Below are 15,743 nucleotides of genomic sequence, written 5' to 3'. Positions count from 1 at the left end.
GAGATCGTCGACTACAAGGGCGACAACAACTGGGCCGAAGAGAGCCTGTCCAACCGCGCCGGCTACACCTACGCCATGAGCGACTCACCCGCCGCAGTCGTCGACAAGGCCGGCGGCATCCACGTCTTCACCCGCAAGGCCGACGGCGGCCAGCTGATGGAAACCGTCGACTACAAGAACGACAACAACTGGGCCGAGGAAATCCTCAACTACCGCGCCAACTACACCTACGCCATGGGCGGCTCACCCGCCGCAGTCGTCGACAACAACGGCGGCATCCACGTCTTCACCCGCAAGGCCAACGACGGCGGACTCCTCCAGACCGTCGACTACAAGAACGACAACAACTGGGCCGAAGAGAGCCTGTCCAACCGCGCCGGCTACACCTACGCCATGAGCGACTCACCCGCCGCAGTCGTCGACAAGGCCGGCGGCATCCACGTCTTCACCCGCAAGGCCGACGACGGCCAGCTGATGGAAACCGTCGACTACAAGAACGACAACAACTGGGCCGAGGAAATCCTCAACTACCGCGCCAACTACACCTACGCCATGGGCGGCTCCCCCGCAGCCGTCGTCGACAACAACGGCGGCATCCACGTCTTCACCCGCAAGGCCAACGACGGCGAACTCCTCCAGACCGTCGACTACAAGAACGACAACAACTGGGGCGAAGAGAACCTCTCCGACCGCGCCGGCTACACCTACGCCATGACCGGCTCCGCTGCCACCACCCTCGACTCCACCGGCGGAATCCACGTCTTCACCCAGAAGCCCAACGACCGCGACCTCCTCGAAACCGTCGACTACAACAACGACAACAACTGGGCCGAACAGGGCCTCACCAACCAGACCGGCCTGTAACACACACGTCGAAGCCCCCGGCCAGAACCTGTCTGAGCCGGGGGCTTCGGCGCACCTGGCGCCCTCCGCGGCGGCGTTGGCCCGGAGCCCAGGTGACAGCCATACCGGACGGTCGCTCGCTTCCGGGCGCAGCCGCCGCTCGTCAGCTCCTACGACGCAGCGCTGACCCAGTCGCCGAACGGACCGGCACCAGGCGCGAGTTGACGGCACACATGGAGACGCCCGTCGGACCCCTGGACGGCGATCACTGCCCGGCCGGTGCTGTCGTAGGCCGCGCTGGGCGAATGCACCAGACCGCCGAGCGGGGCCGGCAGATCGGTCCAACTGCCGTCACCGGGCACGCGGTCGGCTGCGGCCGCGCCGCCCGGCAGGGGTCGGAACTGGTAGCCGAGACCCGCGAAGTCGTTGCGGCCGACCAGCAGCACGGCACCGGGGACCACCGGGGACGGCACCGCGGTGAGGGGGCCGAAGCCGCCGCGGCCGGTGATGTACGCCGGCCCGTCGTTCCAGTTCCCCTTGTGGTCGGACTGGGCGGCGGCGTAGAAGCCGGCCGTCTCCGGACGGCGGTAGAACACCTGCACCCGGCCGTCGGCGATGGTCGCGGTCGGCGGATCAGCCGGAGTGGTGAGCCGGAACCTCGGAGCCAGCACCACGTCCGAGTCCTTGCTCGACTGGAACCAGTGGAAGACCCGGTCCCGGCCGGCGCCGAAGACGTCGATGGTGCCGCCCGGAGCGGTGACGGCCGTCAGGCCGTCCTGGATCGCGCCACCGCGCAGGTCCAGCCACTCACTCCAGGCGCCCTTCCGGTTCTGCACCCGGGAGCTGACGCCCTTGCCCCAGTTGCGGACGAACAGGTGCAGTCGGCCCTTGCCGTCGCGGGCGACCGCCGGGGTACCCAGTTGGCGCATCCGGTAGGCGGTCGGGCTGGGATTGCCGAGGCTGGTCCACGGGCCGAACGCGCCGCCGCGCTTGGACTGCGAGCTGTGGACGATCTCGCGCAGCTGCTGTTCCGGGTCGTGGCTCAGCCTGGTCAACCGGGTCGCGAAGAGCTGCCAACGGCCGTCCGGCGTCAGGTCGATGGCCAGCCGCGGCGCCACCGGACCGTCCAGGCCCAGGAGTTCGGGGCCGTCGAAGCGTCCGCTGCCAGGAGCGGACTCCAGCCAACGGACGACCCGCTGACCGAGCACACCGAACGCGGTGAGCCGGCCGTCCGGGCCGGTGCGCAGCCAGTCGGTGGAGCCGACGTACCGGTGCCGGGTCGCCTGGGCCCAGCCGGTGCCGCGGACCGAGAAGGCCACCGTGTAGTCACCGCCGCCGGCCGGGTCGCCGCAGTCGTAGCCGTCCGCGCAGCCGTAGATGTTCAGATAGAACTCCTTGGCCGCGTACGCCTCCGGCATCAGGTTCGGCACCCAGCGCTCGTTGTAGTAGCCCCGGTACGCCTCCACCGCGAAGTGCCCGGCTCCTCCCGGGCCGGTGTAGGACTGCAGCGCCAGCCAGGTGAACTGCGCGGTGGCGGTGTGGTCCTGGTGGTCCGAGTGGTCACCGTAGTCGTGGTGCTGGCGGTTCTGGGCGTCGTGCACCTGGTGGTCCGGGTCCGGGTCCATGGTGCGGACCGTGGTCGGCCGGAAGGTGTCGAACAGCCAGGCCAGGGTCCGCACCAGCCCGGCGCGTGTGTAGCGGCCCCTCTCGCGCAGCTCGGTGCCGGTCGGCAGCAGCGTGGGCACGTCGGGAACGGTGTCGTCCCAGAGCATGCGGAGCCGGGCGGTCTGGCCGTCACTCGCGGTGCCCTGCTGGCGGATGTTGAGGAAGACCAGCCGGACCTGGGGGGCTCCCTCGAGGGTGAAGGTCTCCAACTGCGCCCCGTCGGGCGCGGTCAGGATGCCTGGCGACCAGCGCGCGGCACGGTCGCCGAGCGCCATGGCCGCGTACGCGCCCTTGAGGCCGTTCTGCCTGGCCCGGGCGAAGCTCTCGAAGTCCGCCGGGCCCCGCTCGTGCGGCAGCGTGCCGTACCGGTGGTTGTGGCCGTCGGCGTCACCGCTGGTCAGGTAGACGCCGGTGACCGGCGCACCGGTGCGCAGCGACCGGGCGATCTCCGGGTTCATGAAGTACAGGTCGTCGTCCGGGTGGGCGACGACGTGCAGGAACGACAGTCCGCCGGGCGCGATGTCGGTCATCGGCTCGTCCCTCTCTCTGCTCCGTGGCAGCGTACGGCCAGGATCCGTCTTGGACCGCTGACAGGACCGGTAACGGAACCGGCAGCAGGGCCCGCGTCTCGCGGATCCTGCTGCCGGTCGGTGTCAGCCTCGGGCAAGCCGCTTGTTGCGGACGGTGCCCTTCTCGTACTGGCTCGGCACGGGGAAGTAGCTCGGCAGGAAGACGGAGAGGATGTCCGCCTGTTCCTCGGCCGAGACGTCCGCGTTGTGGTAGTCGTTGATGCAGAACACGTCGTTCGGACGCAGGCTCAACAGCCTTGCCAGCTTGGGGTGCTGGACCCGCAGGCCGACGTTGACGAAGCCGCTGGAGATGGGGGCGGCCACGCTGGTGCCGGTGAACATGCCGTAGTAGTGGTGCAGCGAGGAGGCGATGGCCAGGTCGGTCTCGCTGCGCAGCTGGGCCTTCGCGGTGCGGGCGACCTCGTCCGGGAAGCGCTCGTCGAGTTCGGCGAGGACGCTCTTGCGCAGGGCGTGCGGCGTGTGCAGGAAGGTGTTGGCAAGGCTCCGGCCGAACTCCCGCTCCAGCAGGGCGCGGTTGTTCTTGGCGGCGATGAAGGCGAACTCGTCGCCCTCCTGGACCTCCATCGGGTCGACCGTGGTCGGCGACTGGAAGCACTTGGCCTGGCCGGTGCCGAGGAAGAAGGCGTCCGGGCCCAGGGCGCGGCCGATGAACACGTCGTCGTTGAAGTACAGGAAGTGCTCGGCCAGGCCCTCGATCCGGTGCAGCCGGCTCTCGATGGCGTGCGAGTTGAAGCTGGGCAGCTTGCCGGTGTCGCCGAAGATCTCGCGGTGGCTGACCACCTTCACCCGGGGGTGGTCGGTGTCCAGCCAGTGCGGCACCTGGTCGTCGGTGACCAGGTGGATGGTGCGGATCCAGGGGGCGTACATGTCCAGCGAGCGCAGCGAGTACCGGAGTTCCTCGCGGTTGCGGAACCGGGCGTCGTCCGAGGAGCCGTCGGTCTCGGAGGGTGCGAGGCCCAACTCGACCAGGGCCTTGTTCTTGCGCTCGCGCCAGGCCGGGTCGTTGCCGTCCACCCAGGTGTAGACCACGTCGACGGGGAAGTCGACATCGGTCGGCAGGGTCTTGGTGAAGGCCTCGATGGTCGGGTAGCTGCGGTCGCCGACCTTGAGGGTGGCGGTCGCGGTGAGCGCGGCCGCCGGCAGGGTGGCGCCGTAGACCGTGCCGCCGGGGACGTCCAGCAGCCTGGCGTCGTCCTTGTTGGGCGTGGTGAAGGCCACGGTGCAGCCGTAGACGCCGGTCAGGCGCATGGTGCCGGCCGTCGTGGTGACCGGGCGGAACAGCCGGAGCGCGGCCATCGAGCCGGCGGCCGGCAGGTACTGGTCGAGGATCGCGGCGAGGACGTTGGCCTTGGTGCCGCCCCGGGCGTCCAGCAGGCTCACGTACACCGGAGCGTCCTTGTACCGCTCGTTGATCGCCCGCAGCAGCTTCTCGCGGTACTCGACCGCCACCGCCAGGCTGTGCCGCAGCGCGGTGGTCCTGGTCATCACGTACGGGATGCCCAGCTCGTCCAGCAGGTCGACGGTCAGGTCCAGGTTGGCCTGCATCACGTCGAACGGCGAGAGGTCGTCCGCGATCTGGCAGATGTGGCCGCTGGCACGCATCACGGTGCCGCCGCTCTGCGCCTCGATCCGGACCTCGTGGGCCTTCTGGCCGACCTTGTCGATCGACCCGACCGCGCGGGAGGGCTCGGCGCCGACGGTGCCCAGGGCGCCCCGGGCGGACTCGGCCAGCGCGCGGCGGCGACGGCGGGCGGCGACCAGCCGGCCGCTGTCACGGTCGGCTATCAGACCTTGGAAGAGCTCGCTCCACTGCGCCGCGACCTCGGGCGCCGACCAGCGCGCGGCGGCCTTCAGCGAGGCGGCGCCGAAGGCGTGCCGGGTGTCGTCCTCGGACATCATCCGGTCCAGCGCCTCGGCCAGGCCCTCGATGTCGTCCGCCGGCACCAGCAGGCCGTTGACGTCGGGGGTGACGATCTCGCCCGGGCCGTTGGGGCAGTCGTACGCGACCACCGGGACGCCGGCGGCCTGCGCCTCGGCGAGCACCAGCGGCAGCGCCTCGACCCTGGAGGTCAGCAGGCAGACGCTGGCCTGCGCCCATTCCTCCAGCATGTGCTGGGTGGAGCCGACCAGCTGGATCTGGTCGGCGGCGCCGACGGTGCTGGCGAGTTCGCGCATCTTGCGAAGCAGCGGGCCGTCACCGAGCACCCGCAGTCGCCACTGCGGGTGCTTGGCGGCCACCCGGTCGAAGGCGTGGATGGCGTGGTCGATCTGCTTCTCGGCCACCATCCGGCCGGCCAGGGTGATGGTGCGGGTCTCCAGCGAGGATGCCGGACGGTAACCGTCGGGCAGGGCGTTGCCGAGCACGGTGAGCTTGGGCGCGTACTCGCCGAAGGTCTCGGCGAACCAGGCCCGGGTGGGCTCGCTCAGCGCGATCAGGGCGTCCAGGTGCGGGGCGAAGCGCAGCAGCGGGGCGCCGCTGACGCCGCGCAGCTCGGAGACCCGGTGGTCCTGGCAGACGGTGATCGCGGACGGCGGGGCGACCCGGACCATCAGCGCCAGCAGGGCGGGCGTCGAGGCGACCAGGACGTCCGAGTCGGTGTCGCGCAGCGCCCGCTCCACCTCCAGGTCGGACAGCCGGTTGAAGGACCGCTCCCAGGCCGGGTCCACCAGCTCGCTGGGCTGGGCGGCGAGCCGGCGGTACACCGCGTCGTCCAGGTCCGCGCCCTTGACCGGGCGCGGGACCGGGCCGGTGTTGTCCACCAGGTTCCGGATCTTCAGCTTGCCGCCGGTGGAGAAGAAGCCGCTGGAGCGGGTCTTGAAGACGCTGAGCACCTCGACCTGGTGCAGCTCGGCGACGGCTTCGGCCGCGGTCAGGATGGCCCGTTCGGTGCCGCCCATGGTGTCGGCGCTGGTCAGGAGGAAGGTGATTTTCACGTGAGCGATCCCGTGGTGGCGGTGGAGTTCGACTGCTGGCCCGGGGCGGCCGGTCCGGGCACCGGGCTGAAGGACAACCGGTAGATACCGCGGATGGTGTGGCGCTGGGTCACGTAGTGTAGGCGGCCCTTGCGGTCCGCGATCACCAGCTTTACGCCGGTGTTGAGCATCACGCGGACCGGGCGCAGGTCGTCGGGGCGGCGGCGCAGCCAGTACCTGCGGCCGCTCTCGCCCACCCAGCGGAAGCTCCAGTTGGCGCCCTTGCCGGCGGCCTGGAACTGGTCCAGCGGCAGCGTGCAGCGCAGCAGTTCGGGGCTGCCGGGCACGGGCTCGACGGTCAGCGCGATCGTCTGCCGGCCGTCGGTCGCCTCCAGCCGGCCGCGCGGGCCCGGCGGGCGGAAGTCCAGCTGCAGCCCGGCGAACCGGCGGACGGTGCGGACCAGTACGGCGCGGACGGCGGGGTCGGAGACGTTGAGCCTGAGCCGGCCGGACGGGGAGACGCCGGTGTGCATCGACAGGCCGCTGACCGGGCAGGCGACGAGCGCGGTGCTCGGCCCGGTGAGGGTCGGCGTCTCGCCCACGCCGATCAGCCGGAGCTCCTCGGTCGCGCCACCGGAGGTGGTGATCCTCAGCGCCAGGGACCAGCGGCCGTCGGTGACGGGGAGGCCGCCGACCTGCTCGCCGAGCAGCGCGGAGACCGTGACGCCGGGGCGCCCGCCGGATCCGGCGGACAGCCGGGCGGGGACGGTGAAGTGCCGGCTGCCGTTGCCGACCGTCAGCTCGGCCCTGGCGTCGGCCGGGGTGCCCGGCGGCAGCAGGGCGTGCACGTTGAGGTTGTGGCCGCCCAGCACCATCGCGTACTTCACCACGGCGGCGGTGCCCTCGGCGCGCGGAGCCACCACGGAGTGGATCAGGTGGTCCCGGCCGGCGGCCACGTGCCGGCCGGCCTTGCGGCGGATCCGGTCGGGCAGCTGGCTGACCGGCAACCTGCGCCAGGCCAGCACTCCGGAACGGCCGACCACGCGCAGGGCGTGTACTTGCTCGGCCACCGTGACCTCCTAGGGCTCTCCCCGGAAGGTCCGGGCTGTCGATTCGGGCACTCGTGCGGGTGCTGGGAGCAGCCATGCTAAGTCACCGGCAGATCCCGGGACTTCCTCGCCTCCGGGCCCGACGCCCCACTCTATCGGGGACGAAGTTTGCCAAAACGGACATTCCCCTTACGCGGCCCCCTCCTTACGGCGCAGTGTTCCTCCGGTTGACACACGGCAAAATCAAATGACAGTGTGAGCGGCGAGCGAGGACCGCCATCCGTACCCACACACGCGGTCCCGCCGACGCCATCGGGAGCGGTGGCGGCAACTCGGTCCTCCGCGCGCACCGTGGTTGATGGTGAAGCAGAAGTGTTGGGGGAGCGATGAATCGCTTGACAGCCGTGGAGAACTCCGACTCCACCTCGCCAGGCGCACCCAGCACCCCGGCGTCCCGGGGCAGCGCCGTCGGAGTCCTGAAGTCCGAGCACTCCAAGCTGGTCCACGCCTACCGCCGGATCCTGCCCGAGCGCAGCCGCGCGGCGATCGCCAAGCACATCTCGCACGAGACCCGCACCCGGGTGATCCACACCATCTCCCGCTCGCTCTCGATGCAGCAGCGCCTCGACGACGGCGGGCGCCTGGCCAGACGGCACCCGCAGTTCTTCGAGTCCGGCGAGGTGGGCCTGGCCCAGATCGGCAAAGACCGCAAGATCGTCAGCATCCGGGCCGACCTCGACCCGCTGAGCTGCCGGGCGCGGAACCTCGAGCTGGTCCGCGACGCGCTGGACGGCGCCGGCATCCGCTACTTCGCCGTCCGGGGCCTGGCCGACACCTCCTCGGTGCTCGCCGTCACCCTGGCCGACCGGGCCGCCGCCCTGCGCGCACTGCAGGCACTGTGCACCAGGGTCCCCGGCTACCTCTCCGTCCCGCCGCGCTCCGGCGACCAGCCACCCGCCACCTCGCTGCCCGGCTTCGAGCCGGAGAGCTGGCGGACCGTCGAACAGGCCGAGGTCATCCGGCTGACCTGGTTCCAGGCGGACCAGGACGGCCACTACCTGCTCGGCCACGAGTACGGCTGCGACGTGGAGTTCTGGCACGCCGAGGACGGCGCACTGATCGCCCCGCGCCGCAACCGGGTCACCGATCAGGTCGACGCCGACGAGCCGACCACCCCCGCGCCGGGCGCCCTGTTCACCAGGCTGGCGGCCTGGAGCAGCCCCGGCGACGAGCTGCCCACCCGCGCCCCGTTCACCGCCGCGCTGCCCGAGGACATCCGCTTCCCGGTGGACGTGGTCTATACCTGGGTCGACAGCAACGACCCGAAGTGGCAGGCGACCCGCGCAGCCGCCAACGGCACCGCCGCCTCCTACAACCCCGAAGCCGTCAACGACGCCCGCTTCATGAGCCGCGACGAGCTCAAGTACTCGCTGCGCTCACTGCACCTCAACGCGCCGTGGGTCCGCCACGTCTATCTGGTCACGGCCGACCAGGTGCCGTCCTGGCTGGACACCTCGAACCCGCGGATCACCGTGGTCAGCCACCGGGAGATCTTCACCGACCCGAAGGCCCTGCCCACCTTCAACTCGCACGCCATCGAGAGCCAGCTGCACCACATACCCGGCCTGTCCGAGCAGTTCCTCTACTTCAACGACGACGTCTTCCTCGGCCGGCCGGTCATCCCACAGCTGTTCTTCCACTCCAACGGGCTGACCAAGTTCTTCCCCTCCCAGGCGATGGTGCCGTTCGGCACCCCTTCGGTCCAGGACCCCCCGGTCGCCGCCGCGGCCAAGAACAACCGCCAGCTGATCCAGCAGGACTTCGGCACCACCCTGGTGCAGAAGATGATGCACGTACCGCACGCGCTGCGCCGGGACGTCCTGCTGGAGATAGAGGAGCGCTTCGCCGAGCAGCACCGGGAGACCGCCACCACCAGGTTCCGCGGCCCGTCCGACCTCTCGGTCGCCTCCTCGCTGCACCACCACTACGGCTACCACAGCGGCCGAGCGGTCCCCTCCGAGATCGCCTACGCCTACCTGGACCTGATGCACGACAGCACCTCGCGCCGCCTGGCCCGGATCCTGGCCACCCGGAACCTGGACGTGTTCTGCATCAACGACACGGTCTCGGACCGCAAGGACCTGCCGGCCCAACTGGAGCTGCTGCAGCCCTTCCTGGACGCGTACTTCCCGGTCCCGAGCCCCTTCGAGAAGTGGGCCTGAACCGGCCGCACGGGCACGGCCGTTGCGGATCCGCCGCGGGGTCGTTGGCAGTGCGTGCGAGCACGAACGACAGCCACTCCCGACCCGTACCCCGACCGCCCCGGGCACAGTAGGCGCCGGTTCCTGGCCGCAGCCGGCAGCCTCGGCGGCGTGCTGGCCGCGGCGCCGCTCGGTGAGACGCGGGCCGCCGCCCCTCCCCCGCGGCGCGGCCGGGCACCCGGCAGCGTGGCGGTGCTCGGCGGCGGAGTGTCCGGCCTCGGCGCCGCCCACGAACCGGCCGAGCGCGGCTACCACAACGGCCTTCCCAACGCCCTCGACCTCGACTGAGCCGCCCGGCCACCGGAACGGGCACGGCAGCGGCACGGGGGAATATCGGCGGCGCACCGGGCCGATGTCGGCCAGACTGGGCCGGTGATCGTCATACACCTCGTACTGGAGAACGGTGCGCTCGACGCCTTCGAGCTGTGGCCGGTGGCCGAGCAGCCGCCGTACCAGCTCGTGCCGTTGAACGGAATGCTGGACGACGAGGGGGTCGGCGCGGCCGTCGCCACCATCGCGGGCTACAACCACAACCGGGCCGACCCCGACCCCGCCGACCCGGCCGCCGCCTACCTGAGCCCGCTGCTGCACGAGGAGGGTTTCGTCGCCCCCGGCGGGCTCCGGGTCCAGGACACCGCCACCGGTACGACACTGAACCCCGGCTGCTGCTGCGGGCTCGAGGACTGGCGCGCCTGGCTGGAGGTCGCCGACGGCGGCGAGATGTGGCTCGGCCACGACCCGATGCCATGGGCCGAACAGGCCGGCGAGACCATTCGCCTGCATCCCGACGAGGAGCGTCCCGGGCCTGTGATCGAGCTCCCCAGGGCCGCGCTCCGCCGGCTGCTGGCCGGGGTGCAGCAGGACCTCGCCGACTTCCTCCTGCTGCTCGCCGACTGGGCCGGCCGGTACGCCCCCGACTCCGCCGACGCACTGGTCGCCGCCTTCGACAGCTCGCTCCAGATCACCGCCCCGCTCCGGCGCACCCTCGAGTGGCCGGCGCATGACTGACCCGGCCCTCCCCGCCCGGGCAGCTGCCCACGGCGCCGACCGCGGCCGGGGCCGCACGGCCGCCTCCGCCCAGGTCGTGGCCCGGCGCGGCGACGTCCTCGAACCGGACCGTCCACTCGGACGCGACCACCACCGCCGGTGAGCCGGGTCCGCCCCGGCTCAGTACTGGATCACCCACCAGCGGTCGTTGCCGGACGCGTCCTCGCACCCGAACTCGTAGCCATCGCCACTGTCGTCGGACTGCTCCTGGTAGCGCTCCGCCGCACTCCGGCATGCCTGCTCATCGCCGAAGCCGTCACCGGTCGGGCCGCCGTCCCACAGGCACTTGTCCTCGGTGCCCCCGGGGAGGCAATCGCGCTGCGCGGGCACCTGGCGCTGGCCCGCCACCTGGCCCGCCTCCTGGCCCGCCACCTGGCCCGCCACCTGGCCCGCCGCCTGGGCCCCCGCCCGCCCCGCCACCTGGGCGGTCTCCTGCCGTGCTAAGGCAGCCGGGGCCACTGTGCCGAACAGACCCACGATCGCCACCACGGCCAGACACACCCGTACCATCCTGTCCATTCGCTCCCTCTTCCCTAGGCCGACGACCTGCGCGGATCCGCGCCTGACGAAGCGACACCTACCACTGCCGGCCGAGTGATTCGGGGACGCACCACCGCCGGAGGCGCGGCCGCCACACGAAAGCGTGATCGCCGGCGAAATGGCGCACCGCTGGGTGATGATGGGCAGGCGGAGACCGCCTCGGCCCTTCGCTTCCGCTCCACCACAACAATCTCGCTCGAAACAAGGCAGGGTCATCCATGTCCGAGCAGTTCGATGTCGAGCCACTGGGCGATCACGACTACCTCGTGCGCGCCCACGTCAGCGAAGAGGTGATCGAATCGCGCTTCCAGGCCAGCCCGGCGGTACTGGCGGAACTCCGGCTCCCGGAGGCCGACGAGCAGCGCGTGGTGCGCGAGGCGGCGCAGTTCCTCGCCGAACGGCAGCCGGTCATCGACTTCCCGCAGATGGTCGACCTCGACGATCTCGTCGCCGTCTACGACGACTTCATCTCCGAACTGGGCCGCCGCCTGCCGCCGCACTGACCCCGGACAAGGATCAGGCCCAACCGGTGTGCCTGAAGCACCAGTTGGGCCGGATCCACGCACCGCTCGGGTACCGCGGGCGGGTAACTCGGTCGGACTGTCAGGTCTTGGGCTGCCAGCCCTCCAGGTGGGCGAAGGCCACCACGTTCTCGGTGTAGTCCATGGCGTTCCGGTCGTACGCACCACCGCAGGTGATCAGCCGGAGCTGCGCGTCGTCGGCCTCCCCGTACACCTGCTCGTCGGGGAACTGCTTCTTGGCGTAGGCCTCGATGTTGTCGATGACGTACGTCACGGTGACACCGTCCGCACGGGTGATCTCGACCTTGCTCCCCTGCTGGACAGCGCTGAGCCCCACGAAGACCGCGGGCCCGGTCTTGGTGTCGACATGGCCGATGACCACGGAGGTACCGAGTTCGCCCGGCGAGGCGCTGCCGTTGAACCAGCCGACCAGGTTCTTGTCGTCGGCCGGGGGCGGAGCGATCTCACCGGAGGGCTGCGCGGCCAGCTCGGTGAAGGGGGCGTCCACCCCGATGGCGGGAATTCTCAGGCGTTTCGGCGGCGAGAAGCCCAGCACCGGCTTGGACGGCGAAGGCGCGGCCTCCGGGGGCTTGGCCTGGGCGGGGCCCTGCTGAGCGGGGCCCGGCTGAGCCGCCGACGTCTGCGACGGCACCGGCCGAGCAGCGGCGGTCTTGGGGACGGCAGCCGACTTCGGGGGCAGCGGCGCAACGGCCAGCGACCCGTTCAGCGGCTTGAAAATCATCAGAATGCCGAAGACGGCCATCCCGATGCCGAAGAGCGACAGCCAAGGCCTGCGGGTACGTCCCTCGGGCTGCTGATCTGTCTCGGGATCCGACGCGGAGTGAGACTCCATCCTGCAATGCCTTTCCTGAAGAGCCCATCGACGGCTTGCCTACTGGGTCTGCCACGCGCCGGCGCGGCCATCGCAACTTCGCGACGGCCGCACCGGAACTACCCAGTGGCGGTGAGCTCAGATCGTGCGATGGGCTCAGATCACGCTGCGGGAGGCAGCACGGCGGCGCAGTGCGTATGCACTGAGCCCGGCTCCGCCCAGCAGCAGAGCGCCACCGCCCATCAGCCCGGAGTCGGACTTGGTCAGACCGCCACCGCCCGCGTGGACACCACCGTGCGGGTGACGGTGATCTCCTTCCTCGCGGTCACGGTCCCGGCCACCCTCGCGACCGTGGTCCCGACCGTGCTCGCGACCACCCTCGCGACCGTGGTCCCGACCGTGCTCGCGGCCACCCTCGCGACCGTGATCCTCACCGTGCTCGCGACCACCCTCGCGACCACCTTCATGGTCCCGGCCGCCCTCGCGGCCGCCCTCGTGGTCCCGGCCGCCCTCACGGCCACCTTCATGGTCCCGGCCGCCCTCGCGGCCGTTGTCCCCGTGCTCGTCACTGTTACCGCCGGTCAGCCCTGACAGGGCGAGGAAGCCACCACCGGCGTGAACACCGCCGTGGTGGAAGTCCTCGCCACGGTCGTGGCCCCGACCGTGCTCGCGGCCACCCTCACGACCGTGATCCTCACCGTGCTCGCGACCACCCTCACGACCACCTTCATGGTCGCGACCGCCCTCGCGGCCGCCCTCGTGGTCCCGGCCGCCCTCACGGCCGTTGTCCCTGCCGTGATCGTCTCCCTTGTGCTCATCGCTGTTGCCGCCCGTCAGAGCGGACAGGGCGAGGAAGCCACCACCGGCGTGAACACCGCCGTGGTGGAAGTCTCCGCACTTGCGGTGCTGGTGACCGTGCTCGTGCTCCCGGCCGCCCTCGCGGCCGTGCTCCTTGCCCTCGTGGTCGCCGCCCGTCTGAGCGGAGAGGCCGAGGAAGCCACCACCGGCGTGAACACCGCCATGGCGGAAGTTCTCGTCACGGCCACGGCCGCAGTCACCGTCACGGTCACCATCGTGGCGGTCGTTCTTCTCAGGTGCAGCGTTGGCCTTCGCGTCGGGCTTGGGAGTGTCGTCGGCAAACGCGCAGGTAGGGGCAGTAAGGACGAGCGAGGCGGCAAGCGCCGCTCCGGTCACCATAAGGCGCGTGGAACGCATTGGTGCCTCTTCCTTCCGCACCACCACGAGGGCAGACGGAGTGTCAGCTCGATGTCTCGTCGTGGCGCTTCACTCACCGTCAGTCATCTTTTGGAGATTCGCCACCGGACATTCCGCCATTAGTGGTATGAAATGCTCACATTCTGGCGCGCTCGGAGCCTTTCGTTCACCCGTTTCCGCCAACGCCGGCCGGGAGCCGAGAGCCATTCCAGGGCTCCGGCCTGCGGAAACGCCTGGATCGCCGGTCAAAACGATCACCACCGAGGGCAATCTCGCATACTCGCTCCGACTCTCACCCTGGTGGACCAAGCCCCTGTGGTCGCCGGACCGTCAAGCACACCGTACGACTCCTCAAATCCCCGAGCGATCGCCCGGATTGTCACAGCTGAAGTCCCACCAGAGCTGACCAGTCGTCGATTCCCGACCCGTCAGTTCGGCCCCCTCGGAGGTGCGGGATCCCGCTTGATCGACTACGTCCGCGAGCCTCCTGCGGGTGCGCCCGGGCCGCCTCCAGGGCCGTCCGGAACCCGGGCACCGTAGCCGGTGCGCGCCGCCCTCCTTCAGTCGAGACGCGGCGCCCGCGGCGCAACCCGGGACGCCCCTGGGCGACTCCTGGCGGGCTAGCCACCGGCAGCTAGCCCGACGCCAGGCTGCCCGGAGGGCACGCCCGGCTGCGCCGCGAGCACGTCCACGCGGAGCTCGCGAGAGCGGCCCTGTCGCCTCTCCGGCCCGGCCATGGGCCTCCTACCCACCGAACCGGCACAGCCCGGCCCGGAGCGCCCGTAGCAGGCCAGGGCCAGCGGCGCCACCAGGCCACCGCCGCCGTGCGGTCTGACGGCCTCGCAGCTGGCCGGCCGCGCCGCTCTTCGACCGCCGGATGAGGACGACAGGGCGAGGAGCGCGCTGCTGAAAGCCTCCCGCCTGCCGAGCCGCAACGGCCTCCGGCGAGTCGGGCGAGGCGTGCGACTCGCCGAAGACGCCGCGACCGGTGGCAAGGCCGCCCGGGCGTGTCGGGCGTGTCGCACGGCAAGACAACGATCACTCGACCCGGTGTGCAATCCGATGAGTTGACGGCCCGGATGCCATTTACTGACGGACCTTCCTGACAAATCAACGGTTGGCGACACGCCGTCAGACAGGCGCGTCGATCGAGACCTCGGCCCGCGTGTCGGACACCGGACCTGGTACGGCGTGTCGCTGCCGGCGCGGCAAGTATTCCCACCCCTGCGGCGGCCCGGGCCCACGGGGGAGAAGGATGGCGTGTCGCACAGGGGACGCGGAGCGTCCTCGATGGCAGGACGGAGATCTTGCCAAGCGGACTGCCGTCGGCTCGCCCCTGCCAGAGGTCCCACCTACCACATGCCGGGGCGGTCAGGCGACCGCACCTCGCATGCCCGACCGAGCACGCCGGTGATCGCGGAGTCCTCCAGCGCGGCTCACGGCTTCTCCGGGGCCACCTCAGTACAGAGTAGGAGGCCGAAAGTGCACCTCGCCTTCAGCAGTCCGTGAGCACTTCACCCAGTCGGCTGCACAACGGTGGCGGTCCCCCGGCAATCACGGGCAGGCCGGCCTCGGCAGGCCATCCCGGCCTCCACTGCCCGAGCCACTCTGCGAAGTCCTCCCGCAGGAACTCCGGAGCCACCGGCTTCAGCCGGATCTGGGGCCGGTCATCCACCCACCAGACCTCGAAGTCCGACACCGTACCCTCCGCCGGCCACCGAGCAGGATCCTGCGGCAGCAGGAGCACATCGACGAAGCCGTTCACGGGAAGCCCGATATCCACAAAGACCCCGATCGCCCCAGGGCGCGGCACACGGACCACGGTCCCCTGGAGCCGCTGCCCGAACCGCAGACGACGGAGCCTCTCCCATTCCTGCGGACTCGTCACTGCGGCATCCTCCCAGAGCATCGCTTTCATGAGGCGGCAGTCTCCGGCCTCCGTGGTCAGCCTTCGGTGTACGGCGAGTTGGCGTTCTGCCCGGCGTACTCCCCACGGAGAAGCCGGCAATGGCGCCAGGCGCTCAACCGTCCAGCACCGCCGAGTAGTTGAGCGCTCCTCAGGCACACAACCTGCTGGAGAGCGCCTGGAGGAACTTCCGGACTTGCCGTGAGTGGCCGCAGGTCCTCGTGCCTGACAGCCACCTCGACCCTGAAAGCTCGGAAATGCGGAAAGCCCGGAAATGCGGAAAGCCCCTCCCGGTATCCCCGGGAGGGGCTTTCACTAAAAATTGTTCGGCGGCGTCCTACTCTCCCACAGGGTCCCCCCT

The 15,743-nt window shown here is 70.7% G+C and carries 14 protein-coding genes; 8 read left to right on the top strand and 6 right to left on the bottom strand.

All coding sequences use genetic code 11. The features are described from left to right. Positions 1-864 (top strand): DUF8189 domain-containing protein (locus ACZ5ON_RS34635; RefSeq protein ID WP_465601205.1); only part of this gene is annotated, 864 nt, incomplete at its 5' end. Between the two features lie 149 nt (positions 865-1,013). On the opposite strand, the gene ACZ5ON_RS34630 is transcribed toward ACZ5ON_RS34635, so the two are convergent. The 3 genes from ACZ5ON_RS34630 to ACZ5ON_RS34620 all read right to left on the bottom strand — a co-directional run bounded on the left by ACZ5ON_RS34630 (position 1,014) and on the right by ACZ5ON_RS34620 (position 7,081). After that, on the bottom strand, positions 1,014-3,038 hold the full coding sequence (locus ACZ5ON_RS34630; protein WP_465601202.1) for a PIG-L family deacetylase: 2,025 nt from the start codon (positions 3,036-3,038) through the stop codon (positions 1,014-1,016). Positions 3,039-3,161: 123 nt separating this feature from the next. Next, positions 3,162-6,032 carry a stealth conserved region 3 domain-containing protein gene (locus ACZ5ON_RS34625; protein WP_465601200.1) on the bottom strand — a complete coding sequence of 957 codons (2,871 nt, stop codon included), beginning with the start codon at positions 6,030-6,032 and terminating at the stop codon, positions 3,162-3,164. Beyond that, the gene (locus ACZ5ON_RS34620; protein WP_465601197.1) at positions 6,029-7,081 is read right to left on the bottom strand and encodes a hypothetical protein; all 1,053 of its coding nucleotides are present in this window, start codon (positions 7,079-7,081) and stop codon (positions 6,029-6,031) included. The genes ACZ5ON_RS34625 and ACZ5ON_RS34620 overlap by 4 nt, the downstream gene beginning before the upstream one ends. Before the next feature lie 365 nt (positions 7,082-7,446). Between ACZ5ON_RS34620 and ACZ5ON_RS34615 the strand changes: the two genes are divergently transcribed. From ACZ5ON_RS34615 to ACZ5ON_RS34600, 4 genes are all read left to right on the top strand, one after another. Further along, positions 7,447-9,282 carry a stealth family protein gene (locus ACZ5ON_RS34615; RefSeq protein ID WP_465601194.1) on the top strand — a complete coding sequence of 612 codons (1,836 nt, stop codon included), beginning with the start codon at positions 7,447-7,449 and terminating at the stop codon, positions 9,280-9,282. Positions 9,283-9,336: 54 nt separating this feature from the next. Next, the gene (locus ACZ5ON_RS34610) at positions 9,337-9,609 is read left to right on the top strand and encodes a twin-arginine translocation signal domain-containing protein (protein WP_465601191.1); all 273 of its coding nucleotides are present in this window, start codon (positions 9,337-9,339) and stop codon (positions 9,607-9,609) included. 84 nt (positions 9,610-9,693) lie between these two features. Further along, on the top strand, positions 9,694-10,329 hold the full coding sequence (locus tag ACZ5ON_RS34605) for a hypothetical protein (protein WP_465601189.1): 636 nt from the start codon (positions 9,694-9,696) through the stop codon (positions 10,327-10,329). Next, entirely contained in the window at positions 10,322-10,471 is a 150-nt protein-coding gene (locus ACZ5ON_RS34600) for a hypothetical protein (protein WP_465601187.1), read from the top strand. Before ACZ5ON_RS34605 ends, ACZ5ON_RS34600 begins: the two co-directional genes overlap by 8 nt. Positions 10,472-10,488: 17 nt before the next feature. Here the strand turns inward: ACZ5ON_RS34600 and ACZ5ON_RS34595 are convergent, their stop codons facing one another. Then, positions 10,489-10,887 (bottom strand): hypothetical protein, encoded by a 399-nt coding sequence (locus tag ACZ5ON_RS34595; RefSeq protein WP_465601185.1) that lies wholly within the window; start codon positions 10,885-10,887, stop codon positions 10,489-10,491. A gap of 239 nt (positions 10,888-11,126) precedes the next feature. Between ACZ5ON_RS34595 and ACZ5ON_RS34590 the strand changes: the two genes are divergently transcribed. Beyond that, positions 11,127-11,411 (top strand): hypothetical protein, encoded by a 285-nt coding sequence (locus ACZ5ON_RS34590; RefSeq protein WP_344635699.1) that lies wholly within the window; start codon positions 11,127-11,129, stop codon positions 11,409-11,411. Between the two features lie 100 nt (positions 11,412-11,511). Here ACZ5ON_RS34590 and ACZ5ON_RS34585 read toward each other — a convergent pair whose 3' ends face one another. Then, positions 11,512-12,282 carry a class F sortase gene (locus ACZ5ON_RS34585; RefSeq protein ID WP_465601183.1) on the bottom strand — a complete coding sequence of 257 codons (771 nt, stop codon included), beginning with the start codon at positions 12,280-12,282 and terminating at the stop codon, positions 11,512-11,514. 129 nt (positions 12,283-12,411) lie between these two features. Between ACZ5ON_RS34585 and ACZ5ON_RS34580 the strand changes: the two genes are divergently transcribed. Both ACZ5ON_RS34580 and ACZ5ON_RS34575 read left to right on the top strand, forming a co-directional pair. Further along, positions 12,412-12,852, top strand: a complete 441-nt coding sequence (locus ACZ5ON_RS34580) for a hypothetical protein (RefSeq protein WP_465601180.1) — start codon at positions 12,412-12,414, stop codon at positions 12,850-12,852. Positions 12,853-12,876: 24 nt separating this feature from the next. Continuing rightward, positions 12,877-13,599, top strand: coding sequence for a hypothetical protein (locus ACZ5ON_RS34575; RefSeq protein ID WP_465601178.1), 723 nt, complete (start codon positions 12,877-12,879; stop codon positions 13,597-13,599). A 1,372-nt stretch (positions 13,600-14,971) separates the two neighbouring features. Here ACZ5ON_RS34575 and ACZ5ON_RS34570 read toward each other — a convergent pair. Further along, entirely contained in the window at positions 14,972-15,394 is a 423-nt protein-coding gene (locus ACZ5ON_RS34570; protein ID WP_465601176.1) for a hypothetical protein, read from the bottom strand. Positions 15,395-15,743: the final 349 nt, after the last annotated feature.

The sequence above is a fragment of the Kitasatospora sp. NPDC032150 genome (assembly GCF_055579945.1).
The sequence above is the reverse complement of the archived record's forward strand: the minus strand, read 5'-3'. Positions and strand labels throughout refer to the sequence as shown.